The 20,650-nt window shown below is 58.4% G+C and carries 21 protein-coding genes; 11 read left to right on the plus strand and 10 right to left on the minus strand.

Translation table 11 applies throughout. The features are described 5' to 3' along the window. Positions 1–3: 3 nt before the first annotated feature. From hda to Q675_RS29740, 3 genes are read right to left on the minus strand one after another with little or no spacing between them, the layout of a single operon-like run. Entirely contained in the window at positions 4–702 is a 699-nt protein-coding gene (gene hda, locus Q675_RS29730) for a DnaA regulatory inactivator Hda (protein WP_014421894.1), read from the minus strand. Beyond that, on the minus strand, positions 699–1,259 hold the full coding sequence (locus Q675_RS29735; protein WP_011784464.1) for a CDP-alcohol phosphatidyltransferase family protein: 561 nt from the start codon (positions 1,257–1,259) through the stop codon (positions 699–701). Before Q675_RS29735 ends, hda begins: the two co-directional genes overlap by 4 nt. Before the next feature lie 21 nt (positions 1,260–1,280). Then, positions 1,281–2,600 (minus strand): DUF2066 domain-containing protein, encoded by a 1,320-nt coding sequence (locus tag Q675_RS29740; RefSeq protein WP_023011366.1) that lies wholly within the window; start codon positions 2,598–2,600, stop codon positions 1,281–1,283. Positions 2,601–2,788: 188 nt separating this feature from the next. On the opposite strand from Q675_RS29740, the gene purM reads away from it, so the two are divergent. The 3 genes from purM to Q675_RS29755 all read left to right on the plus strand — a co-directional run bounded on the left by purM (position 2,789) and on the right by Q675_RS29755 (position 5,326). Then, on the plus strand, positions 2,789–3,853 hold the full coding sequence (purM, locus tag Q675_RS29745) for a phosphoribosylformylglycinamidine cyclo-ligase (RefSeq protein WP_023011367.1): 1,065 nt from the start codon (positions 2,789–2,791) through the stop codon (positions 3,851–3,853). Beyond that, positions 3,850–4,512, plus strand: a complete 663-nt coding sequence (purN, locus tag Q675_RS29750; protein ID WP_023011368.1) for a phosphoribosylglycinamide formyltransferase — start codon at positions 3,850–3,852, stop codon at positions 4,510–4,512. Before purM ends, purN begins: the two co-directional genes overlap by 4 nt. 73 nt (positions 4,513–4,585) lie before the next feature. After that, positions 4,586–5,326: a DUF3108 domain-containing protein gene (locus tag Q675_RS29755; protein ID WP_023011369.1), complete on the plus strand. Its 741-nt coding sequence runs from the start codon at positions 4,586–4,588 to the stop codon at positions 5,324–5,326. Here Q675_RS29755 and Q675_RS29760 read toward each other — a convergent pair. The 4 genes from Q675_RS29760 to apbC all read right to left on the minus strand — a co-directional run bounded on the left by Q675_RS29760 (position 5,323) and on the right by apbC (position 9,264). Continuing rightward, a complete protein-coding gene (locus Q675_RS29760) occupies positions 5,323–6,600 on the minus strand; it encodes a valine--pyruvate transaminase (protein ID WP_022991708.1) in 1,278 nt (425 codons plus the stop codon). The two genes, Q675_RS29755 and Q675_RS29760, sit on opposite strands and share 4 nt — an antisense overlap. A 63-nt stretch (positions 6,601–6,663) precedes the next feature. Then, on the minus strand, positions 6,664–7,263 hold the full coding sequence (locus tag Q675_RS29765; protein WP_022991707.1) for a YjaG family protein: 600 nt from the start codon (positions 7,261–7,263) through the stop codon (positions 6,664–6,666). Then, a complete protein-coding gene (gene dcd, locus Q675_RS29770) occupies positions 7,260–7,826 on the minus strand; it encodes a dCTP deaminase (protein WP_011784457.1) in 567 nt (188 codons plus the stop codon). Before dcd ends, Q675_RS29765 begins: the two co-directional genes overlap by 4 nt. 337 nt (positions 7,827–8,163) lie before the next feature. Next, positions 8,164–9,264, minus strand: coding sequence for an iron-sulfur cluster carrier protein ApbC (apbC, locus tag Q675_RS29775; RefSeq protein ID WP_023011370.1), 1,101 nt, complete (start codon positions 9,262–9,264; stop codon positions 8,164–8,166). Between the two features lie 180 nt (positions 9,265–9,444). Between apbC and metG the strand changes: the two genes are divergently transcribed. Genes metG through nth form a run of 8 tightly spaced genes read left to right on the plus strand, consistent with a single transcriptional unit; the run spans position 9,445 to position 17,656 of the window. Beyond that, positions 9,445–11,481, plus strand: coding sequence for a methionine--tRNA ligase (gene metG, locus Q675_RS29780; RefSeq protein ID WP_023007885.1), 2,037 nt, complete (start codon positions 9,445–9,447; stop codon positions 11,479–11,481). A 21-nt stretch (positions 11,482–11,502) separates the two neighbouring features. Beyond that, complete coding sequence (gene rsxA, locus Q675_RS29785; protein ID WP_014421904.1) at positions 11,503–12,084, plus strand: electron transport complex subunit RsxA; 582 nt, start codon at positions 11,503–11,505, stop codon at positions 12,082–12,084. Positions 12,085–12,097: 13 nt separating this feature from the next. After that, on the plus strand, positions 12,098–12,676 hold the full coding sequence (rsxB, locus tag Q675_RS29790; RefSeq protein ID WP_023007886.1) for an electron transport complex subunit RsxB: 579 nt from the start codon (positions 12,098–12,100) through the stop codon (positions 12,674–12,676). After that, entirely contained in the window at positions 12,676–14,505 is a 1,830-nt protein-coding gene (gene rsxC, locus Q675_RS29795; RefSeq protein ID WP_023011371.1) for an electron transport complex subunit RsxC, read from the plus strand. Before rsxB ends, rsxC begins: the two co-directional genes overlap by 1 nt. 20 nt (positions 14,506–14,525) lie before the next feature. After that, positions 14,526–15,578 (plus strand): electron transport complex subunit RsxD, encoded by a 1,053-nt coding sequence (gene rsxD / locus Q675_RS29800; RefSeq protein WP_031211406.1) that lies wholly within the window; start codon positions 14,526–14,528, stop codon positions 15,576–15,578. Between the two features lie 2 nt (positions 15,579–15,580). Beyond that, positions 15,581–16,282: an electron transport complex subunit RsxG gene (gene rsxG / locus Q675_RS29805; RefSeq protein ID WP_031211407.1), complete on the plus strand. Its 702-nt coding sequence runs from the start codon at positions 15,581–15,583 to the stop codon at positions 16,280–16,282. 2 nt (positions 16,283–16,284) lie between these two features. Next, positions 16,285–17,001, plus strand: a complete 717-nt coding sequence (locus tag Q675_RS29810) for an electron transport complex subunit E (RefSeq protein WP_022991700.1) — start codon at positions 16,285–16,287, stop codon at positions 16,999–17,001. Positions 17,002–17,017: 16 nt separating this feature from the next. Next, positions 17,018–17,656, plus strand: coding sequence for an endonuclease III (gene nth / locus Q675_RS29815; RefSeq protein ID WP_014421910.1), 639 nt, complete (start codon positions 17,018–17,020; stop codon positions 17,654–17,656). Positions 17,657–17,727: 71 nt separating this feature from the next. On the opposite strand, the gene Q675_RS29820 is transcribed toward nth, so the two are convergent. The 3 genes from Q675_RS29820 to Q675_RS29830 all read right to left on the minus strand — a co-directional run bounded on the left by Q675_RS29820 (position 17,728) and on the right by Q675_RS29830 (position 20,477). Next, positions 17,728–18,303: a chalcone isomerase family protein gene (locus tag Q675_RS29820; RefSeq protein ID WP_011784447.1), complete on the minus strand. Its 576-nt coding sequence runs from the start codon at positions 18,301–18,303 to the stop codon at positions 17,728–17,730. 195 nt (positions 18,304–18,498) lie between these two features. After that, complete coding sequence (rpoS, locus tag Q675_RS29825) at positions 18,499–19,497, minus strand: RNA polymerase sigma factor RpoS (protein ID WP_011784446.1); 999 nt, start codon at positions 19,495–19,497, stop codon at positions 18,499–18,501. 194 nt (positions 19,498–19,691) lie between these two features. Next, positions 19,692–20,477 (minus strand): peptidoglycan DD-metalloendopeptidase family protein, encoded by a 786-nt coding sequence (locus tag Q675_RS29830; protein ID WP_023011372.1) that lies wholly within the window; start codon positions 20,475–20,477, stop codon positions 19,692–19,694. Positions 20,478–20,650 lie beyond the last annotated feature (173 nt).

The following is a 20,650-nucleotide window of genomic DNA, read 5'->3' on the forward strand; positions in this document are numbered from 1 at the left end:
CCGTTACCATCCCATCACAGCTTTAACAAACGGAATGGTTAAACGTCGCTGGGCCTGCAGCGAATTCTCATCCAATGTATCCAGCAGCCCCAGCAGATCACCCAGCTTTCTAGGGGCCCTGCGCATGATGAAGCCGGCAACATCCTCACTCATCACCAGCCCGCGCTGCTCTGCCCGGGCCATCAGGATTCGCTGCCGATCCTCATCCCGGTACACGCCCAACTGAATGAGCAAGCCATGCGCCAGACGAGATCCCAGGTCTGCCAGTCCGAACGGCAGCGAAGCGGGCACCTCGGACAGACTGACCACCAGCAGACCATTACGATCCAGCACCCGGTTGTACAGGTGGAAAACCGCCTCCTCCCAGCCGGGATCACCCGCGGCATGCTCCAGATCGTCAAGACAGATCACATCATGACTGTCCAGGCCCGCCAGGGCGTCCGGGCCGAACGGCAGCAGCTCGACAATGCTGATGCAGACGGCGGTTTTTCCCATCTGCTCGGACTCATGGCAGATCGCCTGCAACAGATGACTTTTGCCGGTATCGGAATCGCCACAGATCACCACTACCGGAAGCCCCGACGGCTCCCGGCACACCAGCTCCAGCCGCTGTGCGGCCGAACGGTTACGGTCGCCGTGAAAGTTGTCGAAGCGGGCATCGTCCCGGAGCTTGACCCCCAATACCATTTGTGAGGCTTTCATGACCGCTTCGCCCTCCAGGCCCGCAAACTCCACACTGCCACATAGTGCCCCCCGCTCACCAGCGCGCTGACGGCAACCAGCCAGATCCCGGTGTCGATGACCCAGGGCTGCATGGGCAAACCCGCCAGCAGGATGATAATGGCGAGCGCCACCAGTATCTGGACAAACGTGTTGATCTTGCCCGGAATACTGGGTTCCATATCGAAGCGGCCGATGCCGTAATGAAAAGCCAGGCCGCCGCAGACAATGACAAGATCCCGACCCAGCACCAGGGCAAACAACCACAGCGGAAGTACACCGGTAATGGTGAGCATGAGGTAGGCCGAAATCAACAGCGCCTTGTCCGCGAGAGGGTCGGCCACAGCGCCAAGCCGGGAGCGCCAGTTGAAATGACGGGCCAGAAACCCGTCAAAGGCATCGGTCAGTGCGGCAACGAAGAATATCACCAGAGACAGCCGGTAGTTACCTTCCAGCAGCGCGCCGGCGAACGGCACGATCAGCACCATTCGCAGGAATGTCAGTGCATTCGGGATCCAGCGCCACTGCTTAGAACTCACCGGGCTGCCTCCATCAAGCCATCAGCTTCGGTCGCCGCCAGTGGCGCCGGGAGCGGGTTGCCAGCGGTAATAAAGTACCTGGTACAAAGACTCAAAAGCCTGTTCGGCATCCTGCTCATCGCCCGGAGCCAGGGGCTGATAGCTGAACCCAGCCGTCGAAGCACTATCCTGCGCATCCGTTCCGGCCGGTGCTTCGGTTTCATTGCGGGAACCGGGCTCGCCTGATTGCGCCTCACCATCCCCGTCCGAGCCAGCAGTCTGGCTGTTCTTGCTGGCCGTTATCGGCTCTGCAGGCTGCTCCGCCGGCACAAATCGTGCGTCCAGCGCGATATGCTCCTTCAACTGGTCAAGTTCTCCAGAGAATGCTACCTCCACGGTCAGCCGGTTGCCACGAACCCGTGACGCACCAACAGACACTACCGGAGTCATGTCCTGCAGGGCCCGGGTCACCTGACCGTAATCTGCCAGCGTCGTTACACCCTCAAGCACCATATCAACTTTCGGAGCCTCACCCGCCTCGCCGGCTGTAACCGCATATCGGCTGGCGTATTGCTCTGTCCAGCGATCGATCAAAGCTTGCGCCAACTGTTCCGGCGTATCGGCATTGACCGACTGCTCACCCGCATCGAGCCCCATGCCTTCAACCACCCAGCCTGCGCGCCATTGGCCGCCGGAACGACTGATACGCACCAGAGCCAGGGCGTCGTGGGACAGATCGTCTGAAGCTTGTTCGATGCGGCCGACAAACTGGCCCCACAAATCCGACAGCAAGGCCCGGTCACCGGCATAGGTCTCCGGCGGGAAGGCGATGGGCAGACCGCGATCGGCCGCTGCTGATAAGAGATGCTGGGCCCAGAGCCCCTCGTTACTGCCCGGCGCTGAATCCGCTGAACGGGTCAGTAATTGCCGGTCTCCCCGGTCTTCCACGGCAATCCAGGCCAGTGTCAGGGGGCGGTTGGCGCCCCATACCGGCGCCTGCACAGACGCCAGCGCGCGGTTAACCCCCACGGCCCCGAAACTCATCTGCAAACGCGACTGCCCCGCGGTACGGTTCACCTGATAAGACAGCAACATGGACTCGGCGTCTGCCAGTACCTCGTCTATCCCTTCGAGTTCCAGAACCTCACGGGTTCCGGACACCCTCACCATTACCTGACGCAGCCCTTCAGCGTATCCGGCCTTCAAGGCATCCGCCGAGGTGCCTGCAACCGGAACATCGGCCGTGTAAAGTCCCGACACGCTGACCGCCGATGCCGGGCCGGCCGAGAGTACCCAACAGACTGCCGCCAACAGAAACGCAGCAACTCGCCCGTTCCTGGCTGTTTTCACTGATTCGGTCATGAAACACCTTGCCATTCCCATGGTTGGCGCACAGGATACACCATCACCAGAGCCGAGAGTAGCAAGCACAGGTTGCAGTCAGGCAATCTGAAACCGGCAATATTGCCTGTGCTCCCAATTCCATTTGGAGCCCCCGTGCGCACCTGTTAAAATCCGCGCCTTGACTCACAGGCCTACGGTTATTTTCCATGAGCGAACAGAAGCCCTCCCTGACCTACCGCGATGCCGGCGTGGACATCGACGCAGGTAACGATCTTGTCAACCGAATCAAGAGCACTGCAGCGCGCACCCGTCGCCCGGAAGTACTCGGCGGCCTCGGCGGCTTTGGTGCCATGGTATCGATTCCGGCAGGCTACAAAGAGCCCGTACTGGTTTCTGGCACGGACGGCGTAGGCACCAAGCTTCGGCTTGCCATGCAACTGCAGAAGCATGACAGCATCGGCATCGACCTGGTGGCCATGTGCGTGAATGACCTGGTGGTCGGTGGCGCCGAGCCTCTGTTCTTTCTGGACTACTACGCAACCGGCAAACTGAATGTTGACGTTGCCGCCCAGGTAGTAGAAGGCATTGGCCAGGGTTGTGAGCAGGCCGGATGTGCTCTGGTTGGTGGCGAGACCGCCGAGATGCCGGGCATGTATGAAGGCGACGATTACGATCTGGCCGGCTTCTGTGTAGGCATTGTGGAGCGTGACAAGATCATTGACGGTAGCCGCGCCCAGCCGGGTGACGCACTGCTGGCCCTGGGCTCCTCTGGCCCCCACTCCAACGGCTACTCGCTGATTCGCAAGATTATCGAAGTCAGTGGCGCAGACCTGAGCCAGTCAATGGGCGACACCACACTGGCCGACGCCCTGATGGCACCCACACGCATTTATGTGAAGAATCTGCTTCAACTGATTCGCGAAGTCGATGTTCGGGCCCTGTCGCACATTACCGGCGGCGGCCTGCCCGAGAACATCCCCCGGGTACTGCCCAAGGGCACCATAGCCGCACTCGACACCCAGAGCTGGGAGCTGCCCCCGGTATTCCAGTGGCTTCAGAATGCCGGCGGCGTAGCCCGGGAGGAAATGTATCGCACCTTTAACTGTGGTATCGGTATGGTCATCTGTGTACCGGAAGACCAGAAGGCACTGGCCATGGACACCCTGAATGCCATGGGTGAAAAGGTATGGCAGATCGGCGTAATGGAAGCAGCCGAATCCAGCGATGCCGAGCCCGTTGTTCGCTACGCACCGGGGCTTTTGACGGCATGAAGGCAGATCCGGCCCCCGTTCCGAAGATCCTGGTGCTCGCCTCTGGCAGCGGTACCAACCTCCAGGCTTTGATCGACGCCACCCGGGAACGCGACTTTCCGGGTGAGATCATTGCCGTTGGCTGCAACAAACCGGGCGCGTTTGCCCTGGAGCGCGCCGCCCAGGCCAATCTCACCACCTTTGTGGTCGACCATACAAAATATGGCTCCCGAGAAGAATTCGACGCCGCCCTGCTGGCCGAAATCCTTCGCCACAATCCGGATCTGGTGGTGCTGGCCGGCTTCATGCGTATTCTGACCAGCGACTTTGTCCGCGCATTCCGTGGCCGGATGCTTAACATTCACCCTTCCCTGTTGCCGGCCTACACCGGACTGAACACCCACCAAAGGGTGCTGGAAGCCGGCGACCGCACCCACGGTGTATCCATTCACTTTGTGACCGAGGAACTGGACGGCGGGCCCGTCATCGCCCAGGCGGAAGTTGCCGTGACAGAGGATGACACTCCGGAGTCCCTGGCGGAAAAAGTTCAGCAACAAGAGCACGTGCTCTACCCTATCGTTGTGCGCTGGTTTTGTGAGGGTCGCATTCAGCTGGGCGCTGAGGGCGTTATGTTTGACGGTGCGCCAATCGAGCGCCCCATGCGACTGCCGGCGAACTGAACAGATTGTCATCACATGGCCTCACCGAACCAACTACACTGTCGCTAGCGTAGACGGTCAAAGAGGCTTTTTGATGTACACAGACAAACCCCACAAAGCACGTTTGCAGTTTTGGGCAACCCTCATTGTCGGCATGATTGCACTGCCGGCGTCCGCCGGCGATGTTGATTATGCCCCTCTGGCACCCTATGAGGCCCGCTACACCGCCTCCATGTCCAAGGGCGTCAGCCTCAACGGCGAGGGTGTTCGGGAACTGACAGACCAGGGCAATAACGTCTGGCTCTACCGTACGGATGTCGACTCCTTCATCGCCGATATCAACGAATCACTGATTTTTCGCTGGGAAGATGGCCAGGTAATCCCCCTGCGCTACCGCTATCACCTCTCCGGCTTCCTGATCAAGGATCGCAAACAGTCCATTGATTTTGACTGGCAGGCAGGCACTGCCACCGGCAGCTATCGCGGCGAGAAGTTTGAAGTCGAGTTACGGGATAAGACCCTGGACCCACTGGGCTACCAGTTACAGCTCCATCAGGATCTCAAGGCGGGCAAACGCGATGTCACCTACCAGGTGCTGGACAAGGGGGATTACGACGACGACCGCTTTGCTGTCATCGACGAAGATAGCCTGAGCGACAATGGCCGCACCATGAACACCCTGAAGGCGGAAAAGGTCCGGGACGAAGACTCCAAACGCCAGACCCTGATGTGGTTTGATCCGGCCCGGGATTACCTGCTGGTTCGCCTGCTCCAGGTAGAGCCGGACGGCAGCGAGTACGAGCTGAAACTCAAAGACGCGACACTGGCCGACTAACCGGCCAGTCCCTGCTCGGCCCACACCGCTTTTACTTCTTCAGCAATGATTCTCAGGCCCTCAGCCACCCGGGCATCGTCCTGCGAATAGGTGACCCTGAGGCACTCATGGCGATGACGCCAGCCATCCTCGGGCAAGCCCGGGAAGAAATAATGCCCGGAGACCACCAGCACACCCCGAGCCTTGAGACGCTGATAAAGCTCCAGACTGGAGACTGGCAAATCCGGGAACCAGAGCCACAGGAACATGGCGCCTTCGGGCTTGTGGATGTACCAGCGGCAACTGTCTTCGCCCATGGCGTCCCGGAACACCGATACCGCCCGCTCCATTTTTGCTTTATAGAACGGGCAAACCACATCCCGGCTCAGGGACAGAATCTCTCCGGAGCGCACCAGCGGTTCTGCCAGCATCGCACCAAAGCTTCCGGTGGCCAGGTTCATGATGGCGTTGATACCCGACAATGCCTTGATAATGGACTCTTCGGCAATAACAATCCCGGTTCGCGCCGCCGGCAAGCCCAGCTTTGACAGGCTCAGACACAGGATAACCTGCTCGTTCCAGCTCGGCTGCGCGTCGACAAACAGCAGGCTCGGAAATGGCGTTCCATAGGCTCCGTCGACAATCAGCGGAATATCGTTTTGCCGGGCCAGTTCTTCCAGTCGGGCCAGTTCTTCATCGGTAATCACATTCCCGGTGGGATTGGTTGGCCGGGAGACACAGATAGCGCCGGTTTCTCCGGTCACCTCCACGGCGTCAAAATCCACCCGATATTTGAATTCATGGGCATCGGTAAACGAGATGTCCGGCTGTACCGCGTGGAACAGCCCCTGCTCAATGCCGGCATCGGCGTAGCCAATGTATTCAGGCGCCAGAGGCAGCAGGATATGCTTGTGATGGCCATCACCGTAGTCGCCGCCAAACATGTTGAAAAGCATGAAGAAGGCGGCCTGACTGCCGTTGGTCAGCGCAATGTTTTCGGGCTTCAGGCCCCAGCCGTATTCCTGATTCAGCAACTGGGCCAGGGAGGCAATAAACTGCTTTTCCCCCTGAGGGGGATCGTAAATACCCACCAGCCGACGTACGTCCGCCTCACTGGAGGCCATCTCCCCCAGAATGCTCTGAACTCTCTGCTGGATCTCCGGGATGTGGCCGGGGTTACCGCCGCCCATCATGATCATGTCTTCACCGGAGGCCATGGCATTCCCGAGATCGTCCATCAGGGAAGTAATGCCGGCATCAGCGGTGAATTTACGACCGAAAGCAGAGAGTTTCATGATTCATTCCGTTCAATAAAGTACTGAGGGAGGTTACAGGCAGTGTAGCTCGGTTGCCTTATGTCAGCCTTCCAGGGAGATACCCAGGTTACTGACACCGTCGTTGGCGGCACCGGCTCGCAATTCAGCCAGGAAGGCTTCTTTGGGTGTTCGCTGCTTTTTCAGCGCCATGACGGTGTCGCGCTGAAACAGTTTGTCGTCCTTGAGCAGTGGATGGTGCTCAAACACGCGCACCAGTTCGTTTTCATCCAGCCCCTCACCTTCGGACATTTCAACAAAATCCATCACGGTGCGGGTCGCCAGCTGAGAGGCTTCGGTGGCGCGATGCTTGTTCGGGTTCAGACGGTTCAGCAGCGCCTGCTCAAGCAGCTGGCAGAAATCGAAGGCCGGGTAGACACCGTAGGCATCGTACTCGTCGACATTGGGGCACAGGGCTTCGAGTTTGCTGAGCAGCTGCGGGATCGCGGCATCGGCCACGTCTTTCTGGAGCATGTCCCAGGCCAGATCGAGCAACTGGCGCATCTTGCCGCCGGTTTTCAGGCCAACGGCGTCGGCGAACAGGGCGTAGTTGGGAAATGAACGTTCGGCCAGGGCCAGCAGGAAGGCGCATTCGCGCCAGCCCTGCAGTTGTGAGACGGCTTTGAGAAACTGGTTGGCGTTCATGTCCTGGGCAGGGTCACGCCGGTCTGGCCAAGGTACTTGCCGCCGCGGTCTTTGTAGCTGGTTTCACAGATTTCGTCGGATTCGAAGAACAGCATCTGGGCAACGCCTTCGTTGGCGTAGATTTTCGCTGGCAGGTTGGTGGTGTTGGAGAATTCCAGGGTTACCTGACCTTCCCACTCCGGTTCCAGCGGGGTGACGTTCACGATGATGCCGCAGCGTGCATAGGTGCTTTTGCCCAGGCAGATAGTGAGTACGCTTCTGGGGATGCGGAAGTACTCAACGGTGCGTGCCAGAGCGAAGCTGTTCGGCGGGATGATGCAGACGTCGCCGGTGTAGTTGACGAAGCTGTTTTCGTCGAAGTTCTTCGGGTCTACGGTGGCGCTGTGGACGTTGGTGAAGATTTTGAATTCGTTGCTGCAACGTACGTCGTAGCCGTAGCTTGAGGTGCCGTAGGAGATGACGCGGCCTTTTTCGCTTTCCCGAACTTGTCCGGCTTCGAAGGGTTCGATCATGCCGTGCTGTTCGGACATCCGGCGGATCCACTTGTCGGATTTGATGCTCATGGGTGAATTCTCGTTTCCAGCTGGGAAAATTGGGGCGTAGTTTACCTTGTCGTGCGGTGACTGTCGAAGATATAGGACTGGTTGCCCAACACCGCGCACTGGGGGCTGCGCCATCAGGCCCTTCTGTCCAAAAACCGCTACGAGCACCCGCAAGCGGGTCCAGCCAGCAATCATAGATTGCTGTCGTTCGGCGGCGCATGAAGCTTTGCTTCATAAACGCTTGCCTCACCCATGTGCGCTTCTCTCCGGCCATCCATGGCCTCCGACATTTTTGGACAGAAGGGCCTGACGTCGCGATCCGACAGCGGAGTTTCAGTCCCTTGGCACCGGATCTTGGTTAATGCTCAGTTACGGAAACACTGGAAATCGTCCCACCAAGATTCCGCTCGCGGGTGGACAGCTCCGCCCCCACCCTTCTGGCGATGTCGCGGTAGCGTCTTGCCACTTCCGAATCCGGCTCGGCGACCACAGTCGGAGCGCCGCTGTCGGTCTGCTCGCGGATGGTCATGTGCAGGGGTAGCTGGCCCAGGAGGGTGGTTTCGTATTCTTCCGCGATGCGTTCGCCGCCACCGTGGCCGAAGAGGGGTTCCTCATGGCCACAGTTGGAGCAGATGTGCACGCTCATGTTTTCGACCACACCCAACACCGGGATGTCGACTTTGCGGAACATTTCGATGCCTTTTTTGCCGTCCAGCAGGGCGATGTCCTGGGGGGTGGTGACGATGATGGCGCCGGTGACCGGGACTTTCTGGGCCAGGGTGAGCTGGATGTCGCCGGTGCCGGGAGGCATGTCGATAATGAGGTAGTCGAGTTCATCCCACAGGGTTTGCTGGAGCAACTGCATCACCGCACCGCTGACCATCGGGCCGCGCCAGACCATGGGGGTTTTGTCGGTGGTGACGAAGGCCATGGAGTTGGCTTGCAGGCCGTGGGCCAGCATGGGGACGAAGTATTTGTTTTCGCGTACGTCCGGGCGTTTGCCTTCAGGTACGCCGAGCATCATGCCGATGCTGGGCCCGTAGATATCGGCGTCAAGGATGCCGACCCGGGCGCCTTCGGCGTGCAGGGCGAGAGCGAGGTTGACGGCGGTGGTGGATTTGCCCACGCCGCCTTTGCCGGAGGCGACTGCGATGATGTTTTTCACACCGGGGACGGCCGGCAGGTCTTTGTTGGTTTTGTAGCTGTGGATTTTCTGGGCTACGTGTACCTCGGCACTTTCAACGCCATCGACAAATTCCAGAGCGTTGGCGACGATCTGTTTCAGGCCACCAGCGATGCCTTTGGAAGGGTATGGCAGTTCGACCATCAGGGTTACGTTGCCGCTGTCGTCTGCGCTCAGGTTTTTCACGGCTCCCAGTTCGTACAGGTCTTTGTTCAGGTAGGGGTCCCGGTATTCGCGAACGGCGGCTTCTAGGGCCTGTTGGGAAATCTGGGTCATCGGGGTCTCCGGAATAAGCTCATAAGCTTGAATGCAGGTGAAAAATGATGGCTCGGAAGGTATCATCTGTGCCCGTTTCTGACCATATGGGGTCTTTACCTGGAACAATCAATTGCGATTGGCGCCGGAACCCCGTTTTTGTCTTTCCAACCCGACTCAACATAAGGTTCGGACATCACCATGACGCAAGCGAGCAAGCAACAGCGCGATATTCTGGTTACCAGCGCCCTGCCCTACGCCAACGGGCCCATTCATCTGGGGCATCTGCTGGAATACATTCAGACCGATATCTGGGTGCGCTTCCAGAACATGCGCGGCCACAACTGCTACTACGTTTGCGCAGACGATGCTCACGGCACCGCCATTATGCTGCGGGCCGAGCGTGAGGGGATTACCCCGGAGCAGCTGATCGACCGGATTCGTCAGGAGCATCAGGAAGATTTCGCGGGCTTTCACATCCGTTTCGACAATTATTACTCCACGCACTCGGAGGAGAATCAGTACTTCTCGGAGTACATCTACCGCCAGCTCAAGGACAATGATCACATTGCCACGCGCAAGATCACGCAGTTCTTTGATCCGGAAAAAGAGATGTTTCTGGCGGATCGTTTCATCAAAGGCACTTGTCCCAAGTGCAAAACCGAAGACCAGTACGGTGATAACTGTGAGGCCTGCGGCGCCACCTACACACCCGCCGAGTTGATCAACCCCCGCTCTGCGGTGTCTGGCGCCACCCCTGTGGAAAAAGAATCCGAGCATTACTTCTTCAAACTGCCGGAGTTCCACGATTTTCTGAGCAAGTGGACCCGCAGCGGTGCTCTGCAACCCCAGGTGGCCAACAAGCTGGCCGAGTGGCTGGATGCGGGCCTGCAGGAGTGGGACATCAGCCGGGATGCGCCCTATTTCGGGTTTGAGATCCCGGATGCACCAGGTAAGTACTTCTACGTTTGGCTGGATGCACCTATCGGCTACCTGGCCAGCTTCAAGAACCTGTGCAACCGCGAGGGCATCGATTTCGAGCATTTCTGGAAGAAGGATTCCAGTGCCGAGGTGTACCATTTTATCGGTAAGGACATCATCAATTTCCATGCCCTGTTCTGGCCCTCGATGCTGCACGACGCGGGCTTCCGCACGCCAACCGCGGTTTGGGCCCATGGCTTCGTGACGGTGAACGGCAAGAAAATGTCCAAGTCCCGCGGCACCTTCATCATGGCCCGGACCTACCTGGACCATCTGAACCCGGAGTACCTGCGCTACTACTTCGCCGCGAAGCTGACCGGCGGTGTGGATGACATGGACCTGAACCTGGAAGACTTTGCTGCCCGGGTGAATTCAGATCTGGTGGGCAAGGTGGTGAACATTGCCAGCCGCAGCGCCGGTTTTATCACCAAGCGCTTTGACGGCAAGTTGGGCAAGGTCACCGAGCAGGACAAGCTGAAAGAGTTTATTGATGCCGGTGAACAGATTGCAGAGTTCTACGAAGCCCGTGAGTTCGGCCGCGCCATGCGTCGGATTATGGAGCTGGCAGACATTGCCAACCAGTACGTGAATGATGAGCAGCCCTGGGTGATTGCCAAACAGGACGGCCAGGATGACCAGCTGCAGGCTATCTGTACCAACGCCATCAACATGTTCCGCCTGCTGATGACCTATCTGGCACCGGTACTGCCGAAGACCGCTGATGCAGCCCAGTCGTTCCTGAATTCACGTCTGGACTGGAACAACCGTGCCGCCCTGCTCGAAAACCACGGCATCGACAAGTTCAAGCCGCTGATGAACCGGGTGGATATGGACCAGATCGAAAAAATGCTGGAGGCCTCCAAAGAGGAACTGCCGGCGGCCCAGGGCGACAGCAAGAAAGAGGCGGCAAAGGATCTCGAACCGATCGCCGAGGAAATCGAGTTCCCGGATTTTGCCAAGGTGGATCTGCGGGTCGTCAAGATTGTCAAAGCAGAACATGTGGAAGGCGCTGACAAGCTTCTTCGACTGACTCTTGACGTGGGGCATGGCGAACGCAACGTGTTTGCTGGTATTAAGTCCGCCTACAAACCGGAAGATCTGGAAGGTCGTATGACCGTGATGGTCGCCAACCTCAAACCCAGAAAGATGAAGTTCGGTATGTCCGAAGGCATGGTACTGGCGGCCGGCCCCGGTGGTAAGGATATCTTCATTCTGTCTCCGGATTCCGGCGCCGTGCCGGGCATGCGGGTGATGTAAAGCAGAGACTGAGACGCTCCGATGACAGAGTATTTACTGATTCTGGTCAGCACCATTCTGGTGAACAACTTCGTGCTGGTGCAGTTCCTGGGGCTGTGCCCTTTCATGGGCGTTTCCGGGAAACTGGAAACCGCCATGGGCATGTCGCTGGCAACCACGTTCGTACTGACCCTGTCATCGGTGTGCAGTTATCTGGCCTACACCTATCTGCTGGCCCCGCTGGATCTCGCTTTCCTGAAAACCATCACCTTCATCCTTGTGATTGCGGTGGTGGTACAGTTCACCGAAATGGTGGTACGCAAGACCAGTCCGCTGCTGTATCGGGTTCTCGGAATTTTCCTGCCCCTGATCACCACCAACTGCGCGGTATTGGGTGTAGCCCTCCTGAACCTCAACAAAAACAACAACTTTGTGGAATCTGTGCTTTACGGCTTTGGCGCCGCCGTCGGCTTCTCCCTGGTGCTGGTGCTGTTTGCCGCCATGCGCGAGCGCATTGCCGTATCCGATGTGCCGGTGGCCTTCCGGGGCGCGGCTATCGGGATGATTACCGCAGGGCTCATGTCGCTGGCTTTCCTGGGCTTCACCGGCCTGGTCGCAGTCTGACGGAGCGGTTGTTATGTGGACGAGTTTCCTGATTGCCGTTGTGGTCCTGCTGGCGCTTGCCCTGGTCTTTGGCGGGCTACTGGGATTTGCCTCTGAACGGTTCAAGGTTGAAGGTAACCCACTGGTTGACCAAATTGATTCGCTGCTGCCGCAGACACAGTGCGGCCAGTGTGGCTTCCCCGGCTGCCGGCCCTATGCCGAATCCATTGCCAACGGCGACGCCATCAACAAATGTCCGCCCGGTGGTGAAAGCACCATCAAGGCGCTGGCCGACCTGCTGGATGTAGAGCCACAACCGCTGGACGCAGAACACGGTGTTGAGCAGGCCAAGCGGGTGGCAGTTATTCGCGAGGACGAATGCATTGGCTGCACCAAATGCATTCAGGCCTGCCCGGTAGACGCCATCCTGGGCGCCGCCAAGCACATGCACACCGTTATCGAGAGCGAGTGCACCGGCTGTGACTTGTGCGTGGAACCCTGCCCGGTGGATTGCATCGACATGATCACCATCGAGCCGGATATCCGTACCTGGACCTGGACACCTCCAGTGCCCCAAATCATCGCCACCGATCGCCAGGGAGCCAGCGCCTGATGACTCAGCTGTGGGATTTCACCGGCGGCATTCATCCGCCCGAGAACAAGCATCAGTCCACGGCCCGCCCGATCCGCAAGGCCGCCATGCCCGATCGCCTGGTATTGCCATTGCAACAACACATCGGCGAACCGGCAGAGTTGGTGGTTGCGGTGGGCGACCGGGTACTGAAGGGTCAGAAAATCGCAGACGTTACCAATGGCATGGGCGTGCCGGTGCATGCTCCCACTTCGGGGGTGATCGAGGCCATTGAACAACGTCCGGTTCCCCACCCGTCCGGTATGGCGGACTGGTGCGTGGTACTGAAACCGGATGGCGAAGACCAGTGGTGCGCCCTGTCACCGATTGACGATTACAAACAACTTGACCGGGAAGCGGTGCTGCAGCGAATTCGCGAAGCCGGCATTTCCGGCATGGGTGGTGCCGGTTTTCCTACCGATATCAAGCTGAGGCCTCCAAGGGATCGCAAGGTCGATACCCTGATTCTCAACGGCGCGGAGTGCGAGCCCTACATCACCGCCGATGACATGACCATGCGCGAGCAGGCCGCCGAGGTGGTTGCCGGCCTGAAAGTGATGGCGTGGATTCTCCGGCCTTCCCGGTGCGTTGTCGGCATTGAAGACAACAAGCCCGAGGCCATTGCCGCCATGCGCAAGGCGGTGGCGGGCACTCAGATTGAAATTGCGGTGGTGCCCACCAAGTACCCGTCTGGTGGTGAAAAACAATTGATACAGATTCTGACCGGCCAGGAAGTCCCCAGTGGCGGTATTCCTGCCGATATCGGGGTGATGTGCCAGAACATCGGAACTGCAGTCGCCGTGGGCCGTGCTGTCTTTGAGGGCAAGCCGCTGATATCCCGTGTGGTAACCGTTACTGGCGAGGCGGTGCGGGAACCCGGCAATTTTGAAGTCCTGATCGGCACGCCGATCCATCACCTGCTCGAAACGACAGGGATGGCGCAGGAACGTCTTGACCGGCTGATTCTTGGCGGCCCCATGATGGGGTATACCCTGACCACCGATTCCGTGCCCGTGGTAAAAACCACCAACTGCGTGATCGCGGCAACCGCGGCAGAACTGCCGGCTCCGCCGCCAGAGCAGCCGTGCATCCGTTGTGGACAGTGCGCCGAGGCGTGCCCCATGGAACTGTTGCCGCAGCAATTGTTCTGGTATTCCAAGGCGGGTGAATTCGAGAAAGCAGAACACCTGAACCTGTTCGACTGCATCGAATGCGGAGCCTGTTCCTACGTCTGCCCCAGCTCCATTCCTTTGGTCCAGTACTATCGGTTTGCCAAAGGCGAGATTCGCACCCAGCGCGCGGAACAGCTGAAAGCGGATCGCGCTCGCGAGCGCTTCGAGGCACGTCAGGCCCGCCTGGAACGGGAGCAACAGGAAAAGGAATTACGGCGCAAGGAGCGGGCCAAGGCTGCTGCCGAAGCTCAGGCCAAAAAGCAGGCGGAAGCCGAAATGGCCGCCGCCGATGGCCAGGCAAGCGACGACCGGGCAGCCAAAGCCGCCCTGGTACAGCAGGCCCTGGAACGCAAGAAGGCCAAAACAGCCGCCGACACCAAAGAGCAACCGGTACCGAGCAGCACTGAAGTGGCCGATGACAAACCCGACATAGAGGCGCTGGAGAAGCAACTCACCCAGGCAGAAGCCAAGCTCAACACCATGCAGGGCATGCTCGATGAGGCCCGGTCTCAGCAGGCGGATAATGTTGAGAAACTGGAACGTGCTGTCGCCAAGAACCATGATCGGGTGCAACGGGCTCAGCAGGCGCTTGATCAGGCTCGCAAGCAAGTGGCGGAAGAACCCGCGTCGTCTCAATAATTCAATCAGGCTGGAACTTCATGGCTCTTGTTCAACAGTCCTCACCCCACGCTCGTCGCGCGCGGCCCACGTCACAGGTCATGCTCTGGGTCATTCTGGCCGCTCTGCCCGGCCTGCTGGCCCAGACTCTGTTCTTTGGCTGGGGCAACCTGATCAATGTCATCTGGTGCATTGCCCTGGCGCTGGGCTCTGAAGCCGCCTTCCTGAAGCTGCGCGGCAAACCCGTCGCCTTTTTCCTGCGTGACAACACCGCAGCGGTCACCGGCCTGCTGCTGGGGCTATCCCTGCCCCAGTTCACGCCCTGGTGGGTATCCGGTATTGCCGTGGTCTCAGCAATCGTAGTGGCCAAGCAGCTGTACGGTGGTCTGGGCTCCAATCCCTTTAACCCGGCCATGGTGGGCTATGCCCTGGCATTGATCTCGTTTCCGGTCGCCATGACCACCAACTGGGCCGAAGCGGCCACGCTCTGGGGCGGCGCACCCGGCTTAGGTGAAACCCTCGCGAAGATTTTCACTGGAAGCCAGACCGCCGTCGACGGCTGGACCATGGCAACACCGCTGGACGAATACAAACACAAGATTGCCAGTCACACGTCAGTGGAAGTACTCGGCCACCCCACCTTTGGCGACCTGATTGCCCGGGGCTGGGAGTGGGTCAATCTGGCCTTCCTGGCCGGCGGCGTCCTGCTGATCGCCCTTAGAATCATAACCTGGCATATTCCGGTTGCCTTCCTGGCCGGTATTGCCGCCATGAGCCTGGCCTTTGGCAGCAACGCCGACCAGTACGCGCCTTTGCAACTGCACCTGCTGGCCGGTGGTACCATGCTTGGCGCGTTCTTTATTGCCACCGACCCGGTTTCGGCAGCCACCAGCCATCAGGGCAAGCTGATATACGGTGCCGGCATCGGTATCCTGGTGTACCTCATTCGCAGTTGGGGTAACTATCCCGATGCAGTCGCGTTCAGCGTGCTACTGATGAACTTCGCGGTCCCGTTTATCGACCATTACACACCACCCCGCACTTACGGCCATCACAAGGCCCGCCGGGGTGTCCCGGGCCGGAGTGGAGGTTGACCATGAGTGCAGTAACCACCGCCATCCGTCGAAGCGCCATCGGCCTGGGCCTGTTTGCCATTATTACCGGCGGCACCATTGCCCTGACTCAGGGGCTGACCAAAGACCGGATTCAGGAGCAGGCTGCCCGCGCCGAGGCCAGGGCACTGTTCGAGATTATTCCGGAAAGCCAGCATGATAATGACCTGCTGAAAGATGTGGTCGCCCTGCCCGCCAGCGAGCGGCTACCCGTTGAAGGCCCCTTGCGGGCCTGGGTTGCCCGAAAAGACGGCCGACCTATCGGCATGATACTGCCCACCGTGGCGCCAGACGGCTACTCCGGGAATATCCGCCTGTTGGTTGGCCTGGATCTTCAAGGCCGGGTGTTGGGCGTTCGGGTCACCAGTCATAAGGAAACACCGGGGCTCGGCGATCGTATCGAGACCCGCAAGTCTGACTGGATCTATGGGTTTGACGGTAAGTCTCTCGGTAATCCTGCCCCCAACGCCTGGAACGTGAAGAAGAACGGTGGCATCTTCGACCAGTTCACCGGTGCCACCATCACTCCGAGAGCGGTGGTGAAAGCGGTACAGAAAACCCTGGTCTATTTTCGCCAGAACCGTGAGATCATCCGCGAACGGGTGAACGCGCCCCCGGAGCCCGGTAAACGCCGCCTGTCTCCGGAAGCCATTGCCGCCGATACTCAACCAGCGGAGCACTCCTGATCATGAGCACGAAAACGTCCAGCGAAATCATCAAGGATGGCCTCTGGCACAACAACCCTGCCCTGGTACAGGTTCTCGGGTTGTGTCCGCTGCTTGCCGTCACCAGCACGGTCGTCAACGCCATCGGCCTGGGCCTGGCCACACTATTGGTGTTGATGGGCTCAAACCTGTCGGTCTCTCTTATCCGGAACTTCGTCAGCGAATCCGTTCGACTGCCGGCGTTCGTCATGATCATTGCCTCGTTCGTAACCTGCGCCGAACTGCTGATGCAGGCGTTTACCTATGAGCTGTACCAGATTCTCGGCATCTTCATCCCGCTGATCGTTACCAATTGCGCCATTCTTGGCCGTGCCGATGCCTTTGCTTCCAAGAATCCACCGTTACCGGCCATTCTGGACGGCGCCATGATGGGGATCGGCTTCCTGGCGGTATTGATAACGCTGGGCGCCATGAGGGAACTGGTCGGCCAGGGCACGTTGTTCGCCGACATGCACCTGCTCCTCGGCCCCATGGCGGCGGACTGGGTCATCCGGCCGTTCGAACAGTACCCCGACATGCTGTTCATGGTGCTTCCACCAGGCGCCTTTGTGGGCCTCGGGTTGTTGATTGCCCTGAAGAATGGCATCGACAATCACGTCAAAGAACGCAGAAAAGCCGCCGAACCCGCTCCGGCCAGCACAGGTAGCAAACGTGTGCGCGTAACCGGCACTATTTCCTGAACCAGATCGGGCCAGCATGAACAAAGAAAAACGTACCGAGATTTTCTCCCGGTTGCGGGAGGCTAACCCCAATCCGACCACAGAGCTCAATTACAGCACGCCATTTGAGCTACTGATTGCGGTCATTCTCTCCGCTCAGGCCACAGACGTAGGCGTGAACAAGGCCACCGACAAGCTGTTCCCGGTAGCGAACACGCCCGAGGCCATTCTTGCCCTGGGCGTTGACGGCCTGAAGGAATACATCAAGACCATCGGCCTGTTTAACAGCAAGGCCGAGAATGTGATCAAGACCTGCCGCATTCTGATCGAGAAACACGGCAGTGAAGTCCCGGCCCGGCGGGAAGACCTGGAAGCCTTGCCCGGCGTCGGCCGTAAAACGGCTAATGTGGTGCTGAACACAGCGTTCCGGCAGCCAGCCATGGCCGTGGACACCCACATTTTCCGGGTCTCCAACCGTACCGGTATCGCGCCGGGCAAGAATGTACTGGAAGTCGAGAAACGCTTGGTCAGGCTGGTGCCGAAAGAGTTCCTGATGGACGCTCACCACTGGCTGATCCTGCACGGCCGGTATACCTGCACAGCCCGAAAGCCGAAATGTGGCGCCTGCATAATTGAGGATCTGTGCGAATTCAAGCAAAAGCGGGACTACCAGTAAACTGTCTTGAAAGCGAACTGACAGGAACAAAAAAGCCGGCGAATGCCGGCTTTTTCAGATCTGGGTTGCGATCAACGCTGGCCCAGCATTTTCTCTTTCAGGTCTTCCTGGGCGGGCTTGTCTGACAGCCAGATACCAAACAGCGCCTTCTTGAACTCCAGGCCACCAACGGTATCTTTCTGCTCGCCGTTCTTGAGTACGCGAACGCCTTCGCCGGGCAGGTAAACCAGATCAAACACATCACCTTCGGTGATCTCTTCCTGGAATACCGCCATGAACTGGTCCACATCCGACTGGATAGCAGACAGGTCACCATCGGTGGATGCCTTGAAGCCGTCCATGGTCGCCTCGGTCATGCGCTCGCTGGTGATCATCCCCGAGGTAATGTGCAGCGTGATGGCCTGGGGCTCATCAGCGTTGATAACCGCTTCGCCATCGCTCACCTGTTCAGGTACATAGAGACCACCCACATAAAGATCCATAAACCACTTGGAACGGGTGCCGGCGCCATTGAGCTTGAGTTCCTGCCCCATGGCAGAATAGGTATCGGGCACATCGACGTCCCCTACGGTCAGGGCGGAAGCCGGGGCTGACAGAACACCGGTTAGCAAAAGGGATGCAAATCCTGCAGTAAGAGCCTTCTTCATAGTCCTTTCCTTTCGATCGTTATTATTGAGTGTTTCATTCGACACCAGGGCGACTCCCTAGATCTGCCCGGTGGCCCATTCTAACAACGAACTTTGCGGGCTGATCGCCACCTGGTTCTCATTTGCCGCCACATTTAACAAAAAAGCCGACCATGTTTCCATGGCCGGCTTTTTCACTGATCTCGTCAATCCAGTCTATTTGAACAGCAGACTTCCGGACAATCCCTCTTTCTCAAGGATCTCCCGCAGGCGACGCAAGGCTTCCACCTGAATCTGCCGCACCCTTTCCCGGGTCAGGCCAATCTCCTGGCCAACCTCTTCCAGGGTACTGATGGGATAGCCCCTCAGCCCGAAACGGCGGGAAAGCACTTCCTGCTGTTTGTCGCTGAGCTGATCAATCCACTTCTCCAGGCATGAACACATGTTGTTGTCCTGCAGCAGATCCGCAGGATCCGACGCGCCCTCATCGGCCACGGTATCCATCAGGGACTTGTCACTGCCAGCCCCGATCGGAGTGTCCATGGAGGCAACGCGCTCGTTGAGGCCGAGCATGCGTTTTACGTCGTCAACCGGCTTGTCGACCATGCGGGCAATTTCTTCCGCGGTCGGTTCATGGTCCAGTTTCTGGGTCAGCTCACGGGCGGCCCGCAGGTACAGGTTCAATTCCTTGACCACATGAATCGGCAGACGGATGGTGCGGGTCTGGTTCATGATGGCTCGTTCGATGGTCTGGCGAATCCACCAGGTAGCGTAGGTGGAGAAACGGAATCCACGCTCGGGATCGAACTTCTCAACCGCCCGAATCAGCCCCAGGTTGCCTTCCTCGATCAGATCAAGCAGTGTCAGCCCACGGTTGACGTAGCGGCGCGCAATCTTGACCACCAACCGGAGATTACTCTCGATCATGCGCTTACGGCCGCTCTCTTCGCCTTTACGGGCAAGCCGCGCGAAGTACACCTCTTCTTCCGGAGTAAGCAGGGGAGAAAAACCAATTTCGTTGAGGTACAGCTGAGTGGCATCCAGCTGCTTCTGGTTGGAGTAGTACTTTCCCTGTGCGGGAAATCCGTCTTCGACTTCTGCAGTTTCGTCTTCAGCAGAAGCTTTTTCAGGCTTGTCTTCGGCTAACAGTTGATCGTCGGCGTCTTCCAGATCTGCTACGCGATCAATGATGATATCTTCCTGTTCTACTGACATTGTTTACCCCGCCTCTCAATAATCCTGTTGTCACCCGCTACTTCTTTTTATTCCGGGAGTGTTTCAGTTTTGGTTTTCTTCAGGACATTTACTTGTTGGCTGGCAATTACCGTTGCCGTTTTTGTTCTTCTGTTTCGCGGTTTCAGTCAGGCTGTTGGGTAATACCCTCCGGGCCTCGGGCCCGTGCGCGTTTTTCAGCGCCTTGGCAAATACCTGGATGGATCTACCGGGTTGCCATTCTTGCGTATCTCGAAATGCAACTTCGGTTTGTCGGTTCCGGTATTGCCCAGTTCGGCGATTACCTGTCCAGCTTTCACACCCTCCCCTTCCTTTACGAGAATTTTCCGATTGTGTGCGTAGGCGCTCAAATAATGTTCGTTATGGTTCACGATAATCAGATTGCCATAACCTAGCAACCCGTTTCCTGCGTATACCACGCTTCCATCAGCCGCCGCCTTGACAGCATCACCGGGATTGCCGGCGATATCAATGCCTTTATTGACTTTGCCAGACGAAGAAAAGTTTGCAATTACAGTGCCAGAATGCGGCCAGTGCCACCGCACATTGGCCACCACCTGACTAACGGATGACCTGGCCGTCGGAGCGGAGGTCGCGGGTTTGGCAGCCGGTTTCGACACCGTCGCGCGGGCACCTGAACGGGAAGGGGGTGGTGATGCCGCGGGCCTGGAGGGCGCGGTCGTCCGCGCGGTCCGGGGGATCGTGCCCTTGCGATCGAGTCGAAGCACCTGCCCCGGACGAATATTCCAGGGCGGCCCGATGCCATTGGCATTACCCAGCTCCCGATAGTCCCGGCCGTACTGCCAGGCGATCCGATACAGGGTTTCGCCCTTTTTGACCACATGGGAGCCCCAGTAAACCGGGGGGTTATACAGATCGTCCTGATAGATTGCACTGGTATTGCAGCCAGAGAGCACAAGCACGGCGACGACCAGAAGCGCCGTCATGAGGGCCCGGAACAATGGAGGGCTCCGGCGCTCAGAAGCCGGGACTTCAGACCACCAAACGGGGAAATGCTCAAATTGAATGCGCCCGTTAAAAAGAGTCACGTATTAAAAGCTGCCCGGTTATGAAAAATCCGTCTTAAGAATAGCCCTGATTTTATCCAGTTTCTTATCATTCAGGACTAACTTAC

Origin of the sequence: Marinobacter sp. EN3 (assembly GCF_000475315.1) — a bacterium.
Classification (GTDB): domain Bacteria; phylum Pseudomonadota; class Gammaproteobacteria; order Pseudomonadales; family Oleiphilaceae; genus Marinobacter; species Marinobacter nauticus.